General features: G+C 45.6%; 26 protein-coding genes. 22 read left to right on the top strand and 4 right to left on the bottom strand.

What is annotated here, in order from left to right; translation table 11 throughout:
- Positions 1–138 precede the first annotated feature (138 nt).
- The gene (locus tag KGF88_RS05650; protein ID WP_194928203.1) at positions 139–651 is read left to right on the top strand and encodes an alpha/beta hydrolase; all 513 of its coding nucleotides are present in this window, start codon (positions 139–141) and stop codon (positions 649–651) included.
- A 52-nt stretch (positions 652–703) separates the two neighbouring features.
- Here the strand turns inward: KGF88_RS05650 and KGF88_RS05645 are convergent, their stop codons facing one another.
- The gene (locus KGF88_RS05645) at positions 704–1600 is read right to left on the bottom strand and encodes an MBL fold metallo-hydrolase (RefSeq protein ID WP_228759562.1); all 897 of its coding nucleotides are present in this window, start codon (positions 1598–1600) and stop codon (positions 704–706) included.
- Between the two features lie 97 nt (positions 1601–1697).
- On the opposite strand from KGF88_RS05645, the gene KGF88_RS05640 reads away from it, so the two are divergent.
- A complete protein-coding gene (locus KGF88_RS05640; RefSeq protein ID WP_153827107.1) occupies positions 1698–2651 on the top strand; it encodes a GlxA family transcriptional regulator in 954 nt (317 codons plus the stop codon).
- Here KGF88_RS05640 and KGF88_RS05635 read toward each other — a convergent pair.
- Positions 2619–2966, bottom strand: coding sequence for a hexameric tyrosine-coordinated heme protein (locus KGF88_RS05635; protein ID WP_228759563.1), 348 nt, complete (start codon positions 2964–2966; stop codon positions 2619–2621). The two genes, KGF88_RS05640 and KGF88_RS05635, sit on opposite strands and share 33 nt — an antisense overlap.
- A 114-nt stretch (positions 2967–3080) precedes the next feature.
- Here KGF88_RS05635 and tehB point away from each other — a divergent pair, with 114 nt between their 5' ends.
- From tehB to KGF88_RS05620, 3 genes are all read left to right on the top strand, one after another.
- Positions 3081–3650 carry a tellurite resistance methyltransferase TehB gene (gene tehB, locus KGF88_RS05630; protein ID WP_153827108.1) on the top strand — a complete coding sequence of 190 codons (570 nt, stop codon included), beginning with the start codon at positions 3081–3083 and terminating at the stop codon, positions 3648–3650.
- Between the two features lie 104 nt (positions 3651–3754).
- Positions 3755–4042, top strand: a complete 288-nt coding sequence (locus tag KGF88_RS05625) for a CopG family ribbon-helix-helix protein (protein WP_110076941.1) — start codon at positions 3755–3757, stop codon at positions 4040–4042.
- Between the two features lie 23 nt (positions 4043–4065).
- A complete protein-coding gene (locus KGF88_RS05620) occupies positions 4066–4311 on the top strand; it encodes a type II toxin-antitoxin system RelE/ParE family toxin (RefSeq protein WP_257119983.1) in 246 nt (81 codons plus the stop codon).
- 581 nt (positions 4312–4892) lie between these two features.
- On the opposite strand, the gene KGF88_RS05615 is transcribed toward KGF88_RS05620, so the two are convergent.
- Together KGF88_RS05615 and KGF88_RS05610 are read right to left on the bottom strand one after the other, a co-directional pair.
- A complete protein-coding gene (locus KGF88_RS05615; RefSeq protein ID WP_153827109.1) occupies positions 4893–5603 on the bottom strand; it encodes a hypothetical protein in 711 nt (236 codons plus the stop codon).
- Positions 5604–5711: 108 nt separating this feature from the next.
- Positions 5712–6143, bottom strand: a complete 432-nt coding sequence (locus tag KGF88_RS05610; protein WP_092841881.1) for a hypothetical protein — start codon at positions 6141–6143, stop codon at positions 5712–5714.
- Positions 6144–6263: 120 nt separating this feature from the next.
- Between KGF88_RS05610 and KGF88_RS05605 the strand changes: the two genes are divergently transcribed.
- The 17 genes from KGF88_RS05605 (at position 6264) to KGF88_RS05525 (ending at position 18611) form a co-directional block, all read left to right on the top strand.
- Positions 6264–6647 carry a hypothetical protein gene (locus tag KGF88_RS05605; protein ID WP_126801850.1) on the top strand — a complete coding sequence of 128 codons (384 nt, stop codon included), beginning with the start codon at positions 6264–6266 and terminating at the stop codon, positions 6645–6647.
- 320 nt (positions 6648–6967) lie between these two features.
- On the top strand, positions 6968–7435 hold the full coding sequence (locus tag KGF88_RS05600) for a GIY-YIG nuclease family protein (RefSeq protein ID WP_153827110.1): 468 nt from the start codon (positions 6968–6970) through the stop codon (positions 7433–7435).
- A 491-nt stretch (positions 7436–7926) separates the two neighbouring features.
- Positions 7927–8358, top strand: a complete 432-nt coding sequence (locus KGF88_RS05595; protein WP_228759564.1) for a potassium channel family protein — start codon at positions 7927–7929, stop codon at positions 8356–8358.
- 1029 nt (positions 8359–9387) lie between these two features.
- Positions 9388–10191 (top strand): GIY-YIG nuclease family protein, encoded by an 804-nt coding sequence (locus tag KGF88_RS05590; RefSeq protein WP_092842175.1) that lies wholly within the window; start codon positions 9388–9390, stop codon positions 10189–10191.
- 229 nt (positions 10192–10420) lie between these two features.
- Entirely contained in the window at positions 10421–10837 is a 417-nt protein-coding gene (locus KGF88_RS05585) for a hypothetical protein (RefSeq protein WP_153827111.1), read from the top strand.
- Positions 10838–10932: 95 nt separating this feature from the next.
- Positions 10933–11283, top strand: a complete 351-nt coding sequence (locus KGF88_RS05580; RefSeq protein WP_153827112.1) for a hypothetical protein — start codon at positions 10933–10935, stop codon at positions 11281–11283.
- 2 nt (positions 11284–11285) lie between these two features.
- Positions 11286–11747, top strand: coding sequence for a hypothetical protein (locus KGF88_RS05575; protein ID WP_153827113.1), 462 nt, complete (start codon positions 11286–11288; stop codon positions 11745–11747).
- A gap of 140 nt (positions 11748–11887) precedes the next feature.
- Positions 11888–12352, top strand: a complete 465-nt coding sequence (locus KGF88_RS05570) for a hypothetical protein (RefSeq protein ID WP_153827114.1) — start codon at positions 11888–11890, stop codon at positions 12350–12352.
- 217 nt (positions 12353–12569) lie between these two features.
- A complete protein-coding gene (locus tag KGF88_RS05565; protein ID WP_008950466.1) occupies positions 12570–12947 on the top strand; it encodes a MerR family transcriptional regulator in 378 nt (125 codons plus the stop codon).
- 65 nt (positions 12948–13012) lie between these two features.
- A complete protein-coding gene (gene merC / locus KGF88_RS05560; protein ID WP_034823179.1) occupies positions 13013–13402 on the top strand; it encodes an organomercurial transporter MerC in 390 nt (129 codons plus the stop codon).
- Positions 13390–13605: a GDCCVxC domain-containing (seleno)protein gene (locus KGF88_RS05555; RefSeq protein ID WP_072243337.1), complete on the top strand. Its 216-nt coding sequence runs from the start codon at positions 13390–13392 to the stop codon at positions 13603–13605. Before merC ends, KGF88_RS05555 begins: the two co-directional genes overlap by 13 nt.
- A gap of 365 nt (positions 13606–13970) precedes the next feature.
- Positions 13971–14630 (top strand): site-specific integrase, encoded by a 660-nt coding sequence (locus KGF88_RS05550; protein WP_153827115.1) that lies wholly within the window; start codon positions 13971–13973, stop codon positions 14628–14630.
- 355 nt (positions 14631–14985) lie between these two features.
- The gene (locus tag KGF88_RS05545) at positions 14986–15330 is read left to right on the top strand and encodes a hypothetical protein (RefSeq protein ID WP_162014613.1); all 345 of its coding nucleotides are present in this window, start codon (positions 14986–14988) and stop codon (positions 15328–15330) included.
- 66 nt (positions 15331–15396) lie between these two features.
- Complete coding sequence (locus KGF88_RS05540; RefSeq protein ID WP_006956253.1) at positions 15397–15888, top strand: DUF411 domain-containing protein; 492 nt, start codon at positions 15397–15399, stop codon at positions 15886–15888.
- A gap of 2 nt (positions 15889–15890) precedes the next feature.
- Positions 15891–16109, top strand: coding sequence for a twin-arginine translocase TatA/TatE family subunit (tatA, locus tag KGF88_RS05535; protein WP_011234486.1), 219 nt, complete (start codon positions 15891–15893; stop codon positions 16107–16109).
- On the top strand, positions 16099–17856 hold the full coding sequence (locus KGF88_RS05530) for a copper resistance system multicopper oxidase (RefSeq protein ID WP_153827116.1): 1758 nt from the start codon (positions 16099–16101) through the stop codon (positions 17854–17856). The genes tatA and KGF88_RS05530 overlap by 11 nt, the downstream gene beginning before the upstream one ends.
- Positions 17857–17867: 11 nt before the next feature.
- On the top strand, positions 17868–18611 hold the full coding sequence (locus tag KGF88_RS05525) for a copper resistance protein B (protein ID WP_110076776.1): 744 nt from the start codon (positions 17868–17870) through the stop codon (positions 18609–18611).
- The last annotated feature ends 8 nt before the right edge of the window (positions 18612–18619 follow it).

Raw genomic sequence — 18619 nt, 5'->3', positions numbered from 1 at the left:
TGGGAACCTTTGTTTAAAGGTTAATCTCTGTCATTATTTGCCACTGCAATCGCTTGATAGTGCAGGGCGATGACTTGCGATGAAGCCGAATGACGTAATGCTTGGCACCACTCAACGATAACTAGATAAGGACTTCTCATGCCAACCAAACCACTCGTGGTATTTAGTCACGGTAAAGAAACCGGCCCTCATGGCCGTAAAATTAGGAAATTACAAGAAATTGCCGAAGCGCAGGGCGCACAGACAATCAGCGTGGATTATACCTCAACGTATGATCCCACCGAGCGCGTGAACATTCTGCTGAATACCAAGCTGCCAGAACACAACGGCCTGATTTTAGTAGGCTCCAGTATGGGTGGTTACGTCAGCACCACGGCATCAGCACATTTAAAACCCGATGGCTTATTACTTATGGCGCCGGCGTTTGGCTTACCCGATTACCCAAATCATTACCCAGCCCCAGTCGCTAGCCAAGTTGCGGCCGTGCACGGCTGGCATGACGAGGTGGTGCCGGTAGACAATGCTATCACTTGGGCGCAGCGCCATAATGTACGCTTGGTGCTTGTTGACGATAATCATTCGCTGCATAGTGAAGTTCACACTGTCGGCCAGTTGCTTGTGGGTATGTTGCAGCAGTTGAAGGCGCAATAGTCTTACGGATGGAAGTGAAGGCGCCACGGCGTGTCGCAGCGCCTAAGTTTATTTAAAACGATAAGGTTTCACCGTCAGCAGGAATACGAACCGCTGCGCTAATTTCTTGGGTGTCCACAAACTGCTGTAAGTCAGCGCGGCTAACAGTCATGTGGTTCACAGCATCCATATGCACGGCAACAATACTGGCGTTAGGTAGCATTTGATGAACGCGCAAGGTGTCTGATGTACCCATAAGTATAGGTGCTTGTTCAAACCCATTTATCACTGCCGCACCGGTGTTCAGAATGATCACTTCTGGCTGTTCAGCCTTAAGCACTTGCTCAACTTCTGGGCGCCATACGGTGTCGCCAGCTAAGTACACTTGCTTGGCGTTAGGAGCACTAAATAATACGCCCATTACTTCGCCGAGCATTTGCGCAACCGGAGGCACCGCATACACGCTATCTTCGCCATGTTGGCCGCCAGTTTTTTGTAGGGTAACACCGGCAAATTCAGCGCTTTGATCTAACACGCGAACGTCGGTAAAGCCTTGGTCCCGTACCGTTTTTGCGTCTGCTTCATTTTGTACAAATAACGGTAATGCTTTTGGTATCACTTGTTGCGCTGCGTCGTCCCAGTGGTCTAAGTGGGTGTGTGTAACGATTACCGCATCAACATTTGCTAAAAGCTGCTCGGTTGGGATGGGTAAGTCAACCAGCGGGTTGCGTAAATGGCTGTTGTAGGTGCCTTCAAAACCAGGGTAGGCGCCTTTTCCCGCTAACATGGGGTCAACTAAGAAGGTAGTTTCGCCATAGGTTATTTTTACGGTGGCGTTGCGAATATGCTGAACGCTTACCTCGGTGGTTGTTGTAGTCGTTTGGTGTTGGGTGGTGTCGCCAACACCGGTGCAAGCAGTTGTGGCGATTAGGGCTGATGCCATAATAAGTGTTTTTAGACTGTGTTTCATGTGTTGCTTCCTTTGAGTGATTGAACGCTAACTATTATGGTTGGTTTTGACTAGGTAAACGATTGACCTAAATGTCATTTAACGAAATAATTGGGCCATGAAAACTATTCCACGCATTGCTTTATTGCTCTACCCCGAAATAACGCCGTTTCATTATTCGGTGCCCTATACCGTGTTCAGTCCAATATTTACTGAGCAGCCTTTGTTCGAATTAAAAGTAGCGGCCGAAGCGCATATTGCCGATACCGCTAACCATGGTTTTCAAGTGGCATCTGATGGTGGGCTTGAACTCATTACTAGTGCGGACATTGTGATTGTGCCGGGCTGGCATGATTTGAATGCTCGACCGAGTACTGAGTTATTGCATGCGTTGCACCAAGCTCACCAACGTGGCGCTTTGGTGGTGGGGTTGTGTTATGGGGCCTATGCGTTGGCCTACGCCGGTTTGCTAGATAATCGCCGCGCTGCAACGCATTGGCTAGCCGAGCAGGATTTCAGGGAGCGCTTTCCGCACGTTAGACTCGATACCAATGCGTTATACATTGAAGATTCGGGGTTGATTACTTCAGCTGGTACTGCGGCGGGGCTTGATTGCTGCTTGTATATTGTTCGCAAATTCTGCGGTGTGCGGGCGGCAAACCGAATTGCGCGCGTGATGGTGGTGCCGCCGCACCGTGAGGGCGGGCAAGCGCAGTATATTGAACAGCCGGTGGCTCATTCAACCAAAGATATCACCATCAACAAGCTATTGGACTACCTGCGTCAGCATCTTGAGCAACCGCATCGTATCGATGAGTTGGCAGAACGCTTGTCGATGAGTCGCCGTACTTTCACGCGTCACTTTCAAAAAGCAACCGGTAAGTCGTTGATCAACTGGCTAAATGATGAGCGCATACAGCGCAGTTGCGAATTGCTAGAAGCCGGCTCGCATTCTATTGAAAGGATTGCGGAGCTTTGTGGTTTTAATAACACCGTGTCGTTTCGCCAGCACTTTCAGCGCCGCCATCAGGTAAGCCCTTCAGTTTGGCGGCGCACCTTTACTGGGCACTAACAACAAGCTCGTTGAACGCCAATAATTATTAGCCGCTGCGATGGTTTGATAGTGCAGGGCGATCACCTGCGATGCCATCATTAAATCTTCTGCATTGTTGGAATATTTATCGCGTTCGCGAAACAACACTTCTTTGTTCGACTGTGTGCTTGTCACCCCTTTGCGAGCCAGTTTGACGGCAAGCTCAAAACCTTGCTGCGGGGTTTCGGTAATTAAACTAGGTAACCACGGCTGCGATTTGTCTTGCGCTTGTACCGGCGTAGCCGCCGCGATCATGAATACACTGAAAAAACTAATAAGTAATAACTGACGCATAGATCGTGCTCCTTGTTAAACATGCATTTATTATGATTGTTAACTCTGAAAGTGCAAGTATAATGCGCGTTATTCGTTATTCGTTATTCGTGAATAGACAGGGCAGGAAATAGAATGTCAGCTGATTTAAATAGCCGTTATGGATTAAACCCACCACATAGTGAAGTTGTTGAAGCCTGTTCGGTGATAGAGCCTTGCAAAGCTCTTGATATGGGTTGCTCTAACGGGCGTAACGCGCTGTTCCTGAGTCAGCTTGGCTTCGATGTCACCGCTGTAGATAGCAACCCCAGTGCCATTGCGATGTTGCAGCAAATTGCAGCCGAAGAGGGCATTGCGAACATTAATTCGCAGGTATACGACATTAACAACGCGCAATTGAGCGATAACTTCGGGTTTATTGCGTGCACAGTAACTTTGATGTTTTTAGACCCAGAGCGTGTTGCGGCAGTGTTAGCTGACATGCAAGAGCATACGTTGCCTGGCGGCTACAACTTAATTGTATGCGCCATGAGCACAGCCGAGTACCCGTGCCCCATGCCGTTTCCGTTCACTTTTGACGAAAGCGAATTACGGGATGCCTACCAAGGTTGGGAGCTAGTTAAATACAATGAAGATCTGGGCACTATGCACAATGGGGCGCGATTGAAGTTTGCGACTATGTTGGCGCGAAAACCAACAAACTAGTTTTTTATCTAAAATCATCCGCTTTATAGGAAAGAATGACTTCAGCTAGACGGAGCAAAGATCGGGTGCTACATTGTACTAATAATGTAACACAAGGGGGTGATATGAGCGATGCAACATTTACGTTCCGCGTTAACGATGAGTTGAAAAGTGAATTTTCAAAAGCCGCACGCTCGCGCGATCGCAGTAGTGCGCAATTGCTACGTGACTTTATGCGTGAGTACGTTCAGCAACAAGAGCGGTTGGCTGAGCACGATAGCTGGTTTAGGGAGCAAGTGAAGCAAGGGCTTGATTCTGCTAACGCTGGGAATTTGGTTCCAGCGGGTGACGTTGAGGCTAAGTTTGCGGCACGCAGAGCGTTAACGCAGCGTAACATCGATAAGCAACGATGATTGTGCAATGGACTCCTTAAGCTATTCGGGATCGTGAGCAAATTTATGACTTTATCGAAAATGATAACCCAGTAGCGGCGCTTCAACTAGATAATCAAGTCTCGTCAAGCGTAGCAAATCTGTCTGAATATCCAGAAATAGGCCGTGAAGGACGGGTTCTTGGAACTCGAGAGCTTGTAGTGCATGCAAACTATATTGTCGTGTACGATTTCAGTAAGGACGCCCTTAGAATTTTACGAATCCTACATGCGGCTATGAAGTGGCCTTAATAATTAAGTAACTCCTACCATGTCAAGGTAGTCTGGGGTAATTTCTGTATTTATACCTTAATGTACGTTGCTTTGCAACCCTTGATATATAAGGCTTTCAGCGATATCGACCCCGAACGCCAGTTAAGATCAATTAAGGTAAATTAGCATGGTCGCGGCAAACTTGGTCACATGGTTTTGGCATGAAATCATGCTAATTTGAGTGCTGAAAAAGCATGATTTCATGCTATTTGTATTTTTGGGGTTTGCATAGGTATGCAGATTTGTGGGTTAGTTGCGATCTGTTAGTGCATTGTTGAGTGCTATAATTAGCACCAGTTGACGACATAAAATGGGGGGATTGGTGATGTTCAGTTGGCTACCAAAACCGAGAGCAACTTATAACTCGAACCTGTCAGAATTCGTGCGAAATGCAAAATCGCGTGAGAAGAAGCGTGTGTATGCTCGGGTAATTGATAAAGCCATTGAGGCACAGAACGAAGTCATTGAACGGCAAGAGGCAACGTCATAGTTGCGTGCATGAATTTAATATGAAACGGAGGCGACTGCCTCCGTTTTTTGTTTGTATCGGATGGCGAAAATTAAGCAGCACACACTTTTAACGCAGAAGTAACGCTGCTGCCAGGTAGTGTCACGCCTTGTCGTAAGGTATCTGCTTTGGGGCTGCCAAGCGATTCGTAGTCGAGCTGTAAGCAACCGTTTAGCGCGGTAATTTGCGCTGCGGTAAACACATAAGGCGTTACCGTTTTGACAATTTGTGCGCGGCGTTGCTCAGGCAGTGTAAATGAGACATTGGATGGATGTGGATTCAATTCACCTGAGTGCACTTGGGTGTAGATATCGTCGGTGAGCTCCCAAGCCTCCCATTGCTCGCAAATAATATCGGGATTTAGGCCCGCAAGTTCGTGAGAGTAGGTGGCATCCCAGTCAAAATGATAATGCTTGGTGCCGTTGAGCGATGTCTTGATGGTATCCGGCTCCATGTAAAGCTTGTACCAAATATCTAAGCAGACATCGCTGTCTTGGAGCGCCTGAGGTATAAGCTGCATGCCAGGTGCAAGAGCAGCAAGTGCAGACAGGTATAAACGGTAGCCATAACCCTTTTTCTCGGTAGCAGTCGCAAGGGCTTCGATTTGAGCGTATTTGTCATCGCGTAGCTCGAACAGAAGCGCGCCTAAAATTTGCTGGTGGTTGTCGACCAACGCAATCAGTTGATGCTGCATATCAAACAGGCATTGGACATTGTCAGCATTAGCGAATGCCTTATCGAATACGGTTTTTGAGTAGTGCATAGTTGTGGCTCCTTGGTGATTAAAATAACTTATGCAGAACCACGCTAGCATGTTTCGATATTGGCGCTACTGATTGGCAGGGCCAAAAAGTAGGGCGCTGCAGGGCGGTTAATCAAATGGGCTATGTGAGTCAAATGAGCTGAATGAGTCATTATTGATACTGCTATTGAAGATGCCGTCATCACTCAATCTGTGCGTGAACATGTCGTCATGAAACCCTGACTGAACATTTACTGGATTGAAGGGCGAGAGTAGGTTGGCTGGGTCGAGTAAGTCGTGATGCATCACTGAGTGATGACTGAAACGGTGGTTTCTCCAATAAGAGTGGCAAAGGTGCGGTGTTGGCTCATCATCACAATCGTATAACCTCAGGATATCCGAGCTTAAGAGGCGTGTGGTCGTACCGTTAAGCTGGTCACCAGTTTTTTTGATAGGTACAGGAGCGAGCAGGTCCGGCGAGCGTTTTGCAGCAACGTCGCCTTTGCCAATTAGATAGCCAATAACCATGATAACAAACGCAACCGTGATCATAATCCCCATGTGATTTCTCCAATCGATACTCAGTAAATTTAGTCTTAGAAATTGATGCTATGGTTAACATGAGTAACATATTTTAAAATTGACGCTACAATCTCGCAGAAGCTAAGCGGGGGGAATAGAATGAACACTGTATCAACGGAAGAAAACACGAGTTCATTGAGCCAGTGGTTTGTTAATCTTGCTCCAGGTGATTCTTGCGCAAGAATCACCCTTCCGGCATCCAAGGTGCAGCAAGAGTTGCGAGATGGGATTGATGCTTGCGTGATTGACTCGCTACAACATTTCATTCCTTTGACTCTCATTGCTGATGCGCTCGGTTTGACTGAGCGTACAATTAAGTTAAAAGTGGCAAATCAGATAAAGTTGAACGTTTCGCAATCAGACACGTTGCTTTATCTTGTGCGAACATGGTGTAAATTACTGGCTTTTTTTGATGGCCGTCGCGACATATTGCTCATGTGGTTAAACAGTGAGGCGAGAGCGTTAGAGCAAACACAACCTTGACTTTTAATGCAAACAACCTATGGTCGTAATGTACTGCTTAGGTTGATTAATGAAATGCGGTTTGGGGAGATTTGAATAGGCGCCCATTTGGAGTGCCTATTCAATGACTAATAGTTTGGCGGGCTATTAATCGAAACGTACTTAATCCTTGCTCAGTTATTCTTACTAAACAATGACTGAAATGCAAGGGAAGACTCTCGAGTGGCTAAATTAAAAACGACTACTAAAGTCGGGGTTTAGCTGAAGGTCAGCAATGAGCGAAGAACGGACCTCCAATATTCGTGCTAACTTTTGTTTTAAAAATGCTAGGATAATTAAAAATGCATCCAGTTTTTAAAGAGTACATTGATTCACTAGAACCATCTTTCCAACAACTTCTAAATATGAAACCAGTCACGGTTGCAACGTTGCCAAAGGAAATCCCACAGTCCGGTATTTATCTGTTTTCAGAGAATGGTAAACATCTGTACGTTGGCAGAACAAATACAATAAGAAAGCGTTTGCAGAATCATTGTCGGCCAAGTTCAGGACATAATTCAGCTACATTTGCTTTTAGGCTTACGCGAGAAATTACCGGAATCACACAGGCGACATATGTTACCGATGGCTCACGTGCGAATTTAGAGTTAGATGCTACGTTTGGTCCTGAATTTATCAAACAGAAAAAGAGGGTGAGGGAGATGCATGTACGCTACGTTTCCGAACCGGAACCAATGCGACAGGCACTTTTAGAGATGTACGTTTCTGTAAGTTTAGGAACCCCTCACAATAACTTCGATAATCACTAACAAGCCAACAAAGTTAAAGATTAATAGCGTTGTTATCTAACTGCGTTTTTGAACGTTATGGCTAGGGTTATCATGCATTCCTAATTCTGGCTTGCCGGGCTCGAATGAGCGAACAGCGGACCTTCTGACTTTCAGCCTACTCCAACTAGTGACTAGCCGTTCCGTTATTCGTCAGTGTGGGTGTTGCTAGCGGTGCACGGCACATTCACGTCGGCAATATTACGCGTTTTGTTGTTGTGTTGTGTATTTAAGTCGTTTACTGTCAGTGACATAACAAAAAATGAAGGTTGGATATTGTGCGCTCGGTAGAGTGTAACTGAGCATTCTCAAATAGCCTTTGCTAACTCGGGACTTTTCAAGTCAGGAATGCCTGCTTGATCAGTAAGTTAAGAACCGAAAACCGTCAATTGGACGAGTTTCTAAATGCGCACGCACAATATACAAATGTTGGGTGCTAAAGTAGATCACAGTAATTTCTGGGTAAATTTGTAATGCAGTTGCTTCTCGCGTTTGTAATCAATAGTTTGCTTGTCGCCGTAGTGGTCATGGTGCATTACGGCATATTGCACCAGATCGTTAAAATCCTACCACGTTTTACTTTCGCTCATAGCCTACGGATAGTTTTCGGAGTCTTTGGCGCCTTGATTGCTCATGTTATAGAAATATGGATTTTTGCTTTAGGTTACTATTTTAAATCTCAAGGTTCGGGTTGGGGTAGTTTAGAAGGCAATTTTGATGGTACGTTGTTGGACTGCGTATATTTTTCGTTTACGGTTTACACAACAGTCGGCTTTGGTGATATTGAGCCTTTAGGGTATATTCGCTATCTTACAGGCATTGAGTCAATAGCAGGGTTGGTACTTATTACTTGGACAGCTTCGTTTCTCTATCTCGAAATGCAGCGTCACTGGGATCAGCGTTAGTGGTATGCACCCAACAAGGTGCTCAAGCCGAACCTTCACCTACGTTGCGCAGGCTGGTTCGCTTCGCTCATTATATCTCGCCGTGCTACACTCTCGATTCGGCCGGCTTAGCACGGCGTTGGGTGTAAAAAAACATCTTGGTTCTAAATGTGCAGAAGCCTGGCATTATTAATCGTGGTGGTTCGAGGCGAGAACGTTTTTAATAACGGAAGTCAGAGGGCCAAAGCTATCTTTCCTGCAGGTTGGGGAACAGGGTTAACCTAAGTTAGAGCGGCGAATATCGTCGTCGTACCAGTTCACAAGCCGTGTTTATTTTCATTTGCAAAACAGTGGTGTTCCCGCAAAAAACGGTGTTCTATACTTTAGCTGTCCTTGGGGTTTCACATCGCAAGCAGCCTAAAAGCGTGCCAGTCTTTGCAAGGCTAAGTTAGTTCGCTGGAAGTGGGTAGGTTCTAACTGGCAGGCACCCAACAAGACGCTCAAGCTGAACCTTCACCTACGCTCCGCCCAGCGCATGGCTTCGCCATTGTACGCGCTGTGCTACACTCTCGGTTCGGCCGGCTTAGCACGGCGTTGGGTGTAGGTAAAACATTCTAAATTTTGTTTTCTAGTCGTCAGAGTTCAGTGAAGGCTTTGCGCGAACGATATTATTTCTGTGGTCTTTGGTATATCGTTTCCGGCGCGTTTTAAAGGAAGGTTGTCGTTGAAATTCTCGGCTTGAAGAGTTTGAAATGAGGGCGTAGGTTTTTTCAGTGTTAACCATTTTATCAAGCTTTTCTGGTGGTTCGCGTAAGTTGGGCAAGCGGCGCGTACACCCCTTCTTCAATTTGGCCATTGTAGTACATCTTCAAAGTAGGGTAGTTCAGGGCTTCTTGGTGGGGCAGTGGTTCCTAGTGCGCAAAGCACCCAACAAGGTGCTCAAGCCGAACCTTCACCTACGCTCCACACAGCGCATGGCTTCGCCATTGTACGCGCTGTGTTACACTCTCGGTTCGGTCGGCTTAGCACGACGTTATGCCCTAAGGTGTTATGAGTAACTATTACGTCTACGTTTACATTGATCCCAGAAATTTCGAGGAGTTTTACTTTGGAAAAGGTAAAGGCTCCCGTAAACATGCTCACCTGAATGACGACTCGGATAGCGAAAAATCCCGGCGGATAAAGGCCATCAAGAAAGAAGGGTTGGAGCCAATAATCAGGGTTATTGCTCGCAATCTATCTGAGCACGATGCGCTGCTGGTTGAGAAGACGCTACTCTGGAAGTTGGGTAAGCAGTTAACGAATATATCCTCGGGCCATTATGCAGACAATTTCCGTCCGCATGACTCCCTACACAAATACCTTTCGGGGTTCGATTTTCAAAATGGGCTATATTATTACAACGTAGGGGAAGGTGTGCATCGCAACTGGGATGACTACGTTTCCCATGGGTTTATCTCCGCAGGTCAGGCACCAAGATTCCGGGATGCAATGCTAGGTTTGCAGACAGGGGATTTTGTCGCAGCATATCTCAAGCGCCACGGTTTTGTTGGGGTTGGCCAAATTACTCAAAGCGCTCGGCCGGTGCGTGACGTTCTGGTAGGCGGTATCCCACTTTTGCAGCATGAGCTGGTATGCCCAAATATTGCAGAAAACTCGAACGATCTCGATAAGTCGGAGTATGTCGCACTCGTCGACTGGATCAGGACTGTTCCGCGAAACGAGGCAAAGTGGAAATCAAAGAGTGGGCTGTTTACCTCGCAGCTCATCCGAGCCTCGTTGGATGGTCAGCCAGAAACTATAAAGTTTTTGGAACAGGAGTTTGCCGTTGATTTCGCGGAACTTCTGGCATAACAATCGGCTGCACAGCGACCGATTTTCCGCCGCTTTGCGGCTCCAAGCCGGCGCGTGAGCCGGGCGTTATGCATAAGGACTCAGTGTGATACGAAAACTATTTCTGGTTTTAGTAATTGCGTCAATTCCAGCGCTCGCTTGGTCATATGCAAAGCCGTTAAGGTTACTTCTGCCTCATTTAAATGGAGTGACGTGCAACGGCTCAGTGTGCGTGGAGGATACGAGTGGGATGTATCAAGCTATTGAGCTTTATGGCTCTGCGGTAACGAACATCTCTGCAGCTCAACTTCCACTTAGAGCTAGCCCAACGTTTGTTTATTGCTCTACTGCAGAGTGCTACCAGTCGTTTGGTGGAGGAAATGAGCGAGCGATTTCTTATCCGTTTCTCGGTACGGTTATAGCTCCTGAATCGTGGCAGCGCTACATCACTCAGCACGAATTGGTTCATTGGTTCCAATTTTATGAAATTGGCCCTGTTTCGACCATGATGAAACCTGAATGGTTTAGAGAAGGTATGGCGTATGTGTATAGCAACGCACCGGAATCAGACATTCCAGAGCATTACTTGCCAATGATGGTAAAGTACGACGAGTGGCATTCCGATAAATCTTGGTCTGAAATAGTTCAGGACGCAGGAGACCTATAATATGCATAACCAAGCCATCAAGTACGCTCCCTTCGGTCGCCCGACGCTCGCAAGCTCGCGTAAGCTGAAAGAGCAATGATCATAAAGGAAAAGGTATGTCGAATTTCGATCAAAATTTTGAAGCTGCACGTCTTGCCTCGCTGGCCAAACAGCATTCAGACATTGTTAAAGTTACAGGTGAGGTGGTTTTCCGTGCAGAAGATGATGAAGACCGCTTGAGTGGTACATCTTGGACACTTGAAGAGGATATTTTCGATCAGGTTACGGAGTCTGGTTTTAAGCTGCATCTGCTCGAGCTTCTCGATGATTTTATTGCACACCGAGGCCGATGTAATGAGTTGCCGAAAAAAGAAGGGATTGTTCGTTTTGGTGGTGGCGACTTGAGTATTGAATGGTTGCCTGACGGGTCTACCCATTTATCAGATCATTCAGGTGAGGAGCAGTAAGTTTGATTACAAAGCATGACTTGCCATCTCTTGTGAGCAATTTTGAGCGTCTACCGGGCCGAATCAATGAGCTCTCAAAGTCCGCCTTTGAAAGTGTTTATGACACGGAAGCTGCTGCTCAGGCAAAAAACATAATCTATTTTTTCTTGTCCTCAAAACCTGTGCCTCGCCTCAATGGCGAGAGCAACATACTTTACATAGGCCAAACAAAGACCAGTTTCAAGTCCAGATATTTCCGCCACGCAAACCTGCATGCCACGTCAAAGGCTAACTCGTTGAAATTTGATATGATAATAAGAAATTATGGGGCAATAGAGATCGCGTTTTGTGATTATCGTAAGTTTGGCGACACTCTGCTGGGTGCTGAAGGACAATTTTTGTGGTGGTACTTTCAGAATCACGGTGAGTACCCACCAATAAACTACACCAAAACCAAAGTCAGAACAGATGCTGTCAGCGCATAACAAGGCAAAGCATGTCGCACAGCAAAGCTGCGCTGGACTGTCAAAAGCGTCACTTAAATTGCATTCGCAATTACGTGACACTTCTGCCAGCCCATGTTTGCGGCGTTAACTGCCTCAATAGTAGAGAGAAATTTATCTAAATGAGTTTTCCTGTTTGGACACAAGTGATTACACAGATCGTTACAGCCGTGACTGCTGTTGTGATGGCTGTATTGGCGTACCGAACATATCTTAGAGCACCAGAGCAGGAAGAGGCGGAACCTGAGAATGCCTCGGATAATGAAGCAGAGGATAGCCTTCGGGAAATTCTTGTGTTTAGGACATCTAAACAGAAAACTTGGTTGGCGGTTACAGATCAAGGCCTTTCCTGTCGAATTGATGACACCAGACCAGGAAAAGGTGGTCCTCAATGGGTTCTTTCAAAAACCGAAGCCAAGGCGATTCTTGACTCAGAAGCCTATCATGTGAATCCTGGTTACAAAGCAAGAACTGGCACATTCACAATAGGGCCACGCCGAAACTGGCTTTATACCAAATCGCTTTTTCCAGAACCTGACTATTTAGAAACTGTAGTGAAAAAGTTGCTCGAAAATGCCAGCAGTTAACAAGGCCAATCACGACGACAGCTTTTCCTTTGTGGCTGCGCCTCCACTACAAAGCCGCGCGTGTTGACGGCATTAACGTCCGCTCTTGGCACGAAGCCGCCTGACAGGGCAATTTTGTGGTCTGCTAAGAGCGAGAAGCGGTCATTATTAGTTCGAGAAATTTTATATCGTATTGATATACTAATGTCATGAAGTAGGCTGATTTTGTGGTTATACGATGAAAACAATAGGCAAGTTGGCTAAAGAACTTGGTTTAGGCGTAGAAACTATACGCTTTTATGAGCGAGAAGGCTTGATAAAACAACCTCAAAAACCTCAAAATGGTTATCGTGTGTATGACGACTCAATCACCAAGCAATTACAATTCATTTGTAAGGCTAAAGCACTTGGCTTTACTCTAAAGGAAGTAGCGTCTTTGATGTCAATGGATGGCGATTGTGCCAAAGTTGAATCTCTAGGTTTGCAGAAACTGAGCTTAATTCAAAGTAAGATAGCTGACCTTCAACGCTTAGAAGTCGTCATAAAAGAAATGACTAATTCATGCCGCAACAATAACGACCAATCTCACTGCCCAATAATCGATTCGCTAAAATAGCATTGACTCCGTACCTATCTACGGAGTTTACACTCAAGTCATTCAAATAATGTTAGGCGTTAAAAATGATTAATAAGATTTTAGATAAAGTTGGCTCAGGTGGTGTTTGGCTTGCAGCCCTCAGTTGTACGGGGTGTTTCCCTGCTCTCGGTTCATTAGCATCAGCATTGGGATTAGGCTTTCTCTCTCACTTTGAGGGGATTGCTGTAAATACCTTGTTACCTATATTTGCAACTTTGGCGTTGTTGGTAAATTTGTATAACTGGTATAAAAACCAAAATCATACGAGAGGTACTCTTGGAGTTATTGGGCCTATAGCTGTTTTGTTAACCCTCTATCCACTATGGCAATATGACTGGAGCACTTATTTGTTCTATGTGGGTATTTGTTTGATGATTGTAATGTCCGTATTGGACATTGTTAAACCTTTGAAGGAGCAAACATGCGAGGTATAGAGTTAAATTCTACCATTACTTGCCCTGAGTGCGGTTTCAGTAAAACCGAAGAAATGTCAACCAACGCTTGCCAGTGGTATTATGAATGTGAATCTTGCAAAGTTCTCCTAAAGCCTTTGAAGGGCGATTGTTGTGTATACTGCTCTTATGGAACAGTGAAATGCCCACCAATTCAAGAAGGCCAAAGTTGTTGTAAGAGCTAAGTGAATGTCTCTTAATGGCACACAGCGGACATAGCTTCGTCGAATTTTAACTATTAAGTTTTTATCCTACACAATATTACGTTTGCCACTTTTACCAACTAACCATACTCTTCAAACCTCGTGTCAACGCACAGGTTGTTAACTGCAGTTGACAAACCCCGGGGTAGTTACATACACACAACACCTCGATAATGACGAAGCCATTCAAGCATATTTGGATGCATGCGTGGAGGAATCTGATGGAGATCCGACATTTTCAACTATCGCTAAGGTGGCATCTGCACTTGGTTTAACGTTAACCTTGCAGCCTAAATCAACGAGCACATACTAAGCTAACTTTATCCGTAATCTTTTTCCTACAGCCAATGTGTAATCCCCCCGAAAAATCGGGGGGATTACACGATGAAGCACAACGTTTATTGAATGAGTTACCTAAGCATCTGCGGTTGATGGCTCAATTTTCACTGGCTACAGGTTTGCGTCAGTCGAATGTGAGTTATCTACGGTGGGATCAAGTGGACTTAGAACGTGGTTTTGCGTGGATTCATCCTGATCAATCAAAATCAGGAAAGGCGATAAACGTGCCACTCAATAACGATGCTTTATCGGTGTTGCAAGAAGTGCAGGGCGACGATGTTCACTATTGTTTTGTGTATCAAGGCAAACCAGTTGAGCGCACATCAACCAAAGCATGGCATGCAGCGTTAAAACGAGCGGGTATTGAAAATTTTCGTAGGCACGATTTACGCCATACATGGGCAAGCTGGCATGTTCAACGCGGCACAAGCTTACAAGAGTTGCAGGAGCTTGGCGGTTGGTCATCGTATGAGATGGTACTGCGGTACGCTCATCTTGCGAGTCATCATTTGAAACGGGTGGCGGGCAATGTGGATGGTACAACTGGTACAAATCTGGTACAAAGCCAGAAAAAGAAAAGCCCCGCTATTTCTAGCGAGGCCTTATCAATAATGGTGCCGGAGGCGGAATCGATAAGATCTAATAACTTATTGTTTTATAGTGGATAAAAAATATCAAGATTCAAGCGTGTTACTTACCTTGTTACTAAAACTTCAGCTTTAGTTTTTTGATTGAAAGCTTTTTCACAAATGAATCTTTTAACTTTTTGGCTATGCCCAATACTCGCTTAACACGTTGAACATAGCTATAGTGGTCTGCAACTTGTGAACGTGTAGTGGCAAATAAATTCGTGCTTCTGATCAGAGATGAAAAGCTATACTTGTTGCTTTGGTTAAAGTGAATTAGCTATTTATCAACATTTTTCCATGGGCCGAACGCTATAAAGTAAAGAAGAATGATATTTGACATGCGCTAAAATGACGTTAGACTGAAGTTTATTAAATTGCAAAAAGCAGGGTGCTCGTGCTAATTCGAATTCTGTTATTAATGACAGTGCTATTGGTGTCGATGTCGTTTTCGCAAACGGCAGAAGCTCACGCATGTCATGATAACAGCCAAATGCAGCACAGCATGATGTACGAAGCCGACACAAACGATTGCGAGCATGAGACGCAAAAGCACAACTCGTGCTGTGCTGACATGACCATTCGGCATTGCTCCGGCGGCTCGGTTTTATTTGTCGGACAGTCTTCTTCGGTTAATGCCGCTGCAGTTAACCTCTCTGCCAAAGTCGATACGACCATCGACACCTCAATTCGTGCTAAACACGCGTCTAATTTATTCCGTCCCCCAATAATTACCGCTTAATAAGTTACTAGAAATTTAACACACGCTCGGCGTGTTTCCTTAAAACTTATTAATCGGTGAATAATTATGTCTATCAAACGCAATATCGCTGTTTTGGCGATGCTGTTTTCCGTGTCTGTATCTGCAACCGATGTAGAAGAGCAGCAACTAACCGTTCTAAAAGATCCCAACTGCGGTTGCTGTGAAAAGTGGTTACAAGCTTTACCCGATAGCTTTAGTGTGTCCGTACAACATCCGAACAACCTGACCCAACGAAAACGTGACTCCGGTATTAGTGCCGAGGTCCAATCCTGTCATACCGCTATTTCTAGTAATGGCTATGTCTTTGAGGGGCACGTTCCTCCTACATTGGTTTCTCATTATTTAGCTGGGAAAAAGTCAGAAAATGGCATTGGATTAACTGTTCCTGGCATGCCGGTAGGGTCTGTTGGTATGGAAATGGGTACTCGGTTTCAACCGTATACGGTCTATGAAATCAAAAAGGACGGTTCAATTACACCTTATCAGCAGATAGCAAGTTTAGAGCAGCAGCAAGCACTCTCAAATGGAGGGCTTTAGCTATGGGATTTGGCGGCATGAGTATGGTTCAGTTAGGAGTTTTACTGGTTATTGTCATTCTTCTTTTTGGTAGCAAAAAGCTACGAACCCTGGGATCCGATCTTGGTAGTGCGATAAAAGGGTTTAAATCATCGATTACTGATGAACCGTCTGATAGGGAAAAGGACATTCAACGTCATCAAAATTTAACCTCAGAAGAGGAGCGTCATCATGAACAATGAGTTTAATAAAGGGCGTCGAAAATTCATTAAATCTGCATTTACTGTGGCGTCCGCGTTAGCAATTGCCAAAGTAGCCCCAACATGGGCAACACCTCAAGGGCGTAAATTTAAAGATCAAGTTTTGACGAAAGATGAAATTGATTTAACCATCGCGAAGTCTCCTTTGTTAGTAGGGAATAAGGTTGGCACACCTATAACGATTAACGGTCAAATGCCTGGTCCTCTAATTCGTTTGAAAGAAGGTCAACGAGCCAAGCTAAATGTGACCAATAGACTATCTGAAGACACGTCAATCCACTGGCATGGGATTATTTTGCCGGAGAATATGGATGGCGTGCCTGGCGTATCTTTCGAAGGGATAAAGCCAGGACGAACGTTCAAATACCGCTACGATGTCGAGCAAAACGGAACTTATTGGTATCACAGCCACTCGGGTTTACAGGAGCAACTGGGGCACTTAGGTCCGCTGATTATCGACCCAAAAGACGGAGATATAGGCGCTGATCGTGAACACACAATTATTCTAAGTGACTGGACATTCGAAGATCCAAATGAGGTTTTTCGTAATTTGAAAGTAGCGGAAGGCTACTATAACTACCAAAAGCGTACGATATTTGAGACGTTCGAGGACGTGCGCCAGCATGGGTTAGAGAAAACCTGGAAGCAAAGAGAAATGTGGGGACAAATGCGGATGAGTCCTCGCGATATCGCTGATGTGACAGGGAGTACATACACCTACCTGATGAATGGTCGCGATTCAGCAATGAACTGGTCAGCATTATTTAAACCAGGTGAGAAAGTGCGACTTCGTATTATCAACGGCTCTGCGATGAGCTATTTCGATGTACGTATTCCTGGTCTAGAGATGACTGTAGTGGCGGCAGATGGTCAACCGGTGAAGCCTGTGTCTATTGATGAGTTTCGTATCGGAGTGGCTGAAACCTATGATGTCATTGTTCAGCCAAAGCATAACAAGGCTTATACGATTTTTGCGGAGAGCTTTGACCGTAGTGGCTATGTCAGAGGCACATTAACACCAGAAATTGGCCTTGAAGCAGAAGTTCCTGAGTTACGCGCGGTGCCTGAACGTGGGATGGCCGCGATGGGAATGGGGGCCATGGCGATGTCAGGAAATAAGGAAGAGAAAGGTATGATGAATATGAGCGGCACAGACGGTCATATGAATCATGAAATGATGCATAAAAAAGAGCTTCCTGTGGAAAACATTAAAATTGAGCACAGTGAAGGTGGTCACGGAGCTGCTGCCGCCATGATAGCTATGAATCCGACCAGTCGTCTCCATGAACCGGGCATAGGTTTGGATAATGTTGACCATAGAGTCTTAGTGTATAGCGATCTTATTGGCGCCCAAGAATGGCCAGATAAGCGGGAACCAGAGCGCCAGATTGAACTGCATTTGACCGGTAATATGGAACGGTATATGTGGTCGTTTGACGGGAAGAACTACACCGAAGTTGACGGCCCTGTGCAGTTCCGTCACGGCGAGCGCTTAAGGTTGGTGATGGTTAATGACACCATGATGGATCATCCAATCCACTTACACGGTATGTGGATGGAACTTGAAAATGGACAGTATCCTCGTCCTCGTAAGCACACCATTAGTTTAAAACCAAGCGAGAAAGTGTCACTACTGATATCCGCTGATGCACCGGGAAGCTGGGCATTTCATTGTCATCTGCTTTATCACATGAAAGCGGGCATGTTTCGTGTGGTAAATGTGGCATAAGGAGGAAGGCTATGTACGCTAAATCATTGTTGTTCACTACAGCACTTTTACCCGCAGTGGCAATGGCGGGACATGCAGAGGAAGGCTGGCCAGAGCCCGTTAAAGAATATTACACCGGGCAGGTATTATTTGACCGGCTGGAATTAACGCGAACAGACGAGGAAGAGAACGTTGCCGTTTGGGACATGATGGCTTGGTACGGTGGTGATTATCATCGGTTTGTCTTCAAAAGTGAGGGGGAAAATATTCAAGATGACGGAGAGCCCACTGACTTGGAAAGGGCTGAGTTGTTATACGGCTACCTGATGTCTCCGTTTTGGTCGTTTCAGGCCGGTGTTGGTACGCGAGGCTCCTTATCGTCCAATGCCTCTATGGAAAATTATGCCGTTGTTAGCTTCATGGGGCTGGCTCCGTATTGGTTTGAAATGGACAACTCGTTGATGGTGAACGAAGAAGGTGATGTCCAGTTTGTTAGCGAAACTGAGTACGAGTGGCAGCTCACACAAACATCGTACTTACAGCCTCGCATTGAGTTTACAGCCAACCTGACAGATTCAGACAAATATGAACGGCAAAGTGGCTTGAGCAACTTGCGTGTGGGGTTGCGTTATCGTCACGAAATCAGTCGTGAGTTTGCACCCTACATTGGTGTTTATTGGAACGGCGCGTTAGGCAACACGGCAGATGAAATGAAACGAATGGGAGAGGACACCACAGAAACAGGCGTGGTCCTTGGGGCCAGAGTTTGGTTTTAATTGATAAT

The sequence above is a fragment of the Idiomarina loihiensis genome (genome assembly GCF_024584785.1).
In the GTDB taxonomy this organism is placed as follows: domain Bacteria; phylum Pseudomonadota; class Gammaproteobacteria; order Enterobacterales; family Alteromonadaceae; genus Pseudidiomarina; species Pseudidiomarina fusca.
The sequence above is the reverse complement of the archived record's forward strand: the minus strand, read 5'-3'. Positions and strand labels throughout refer to the sequence as shown.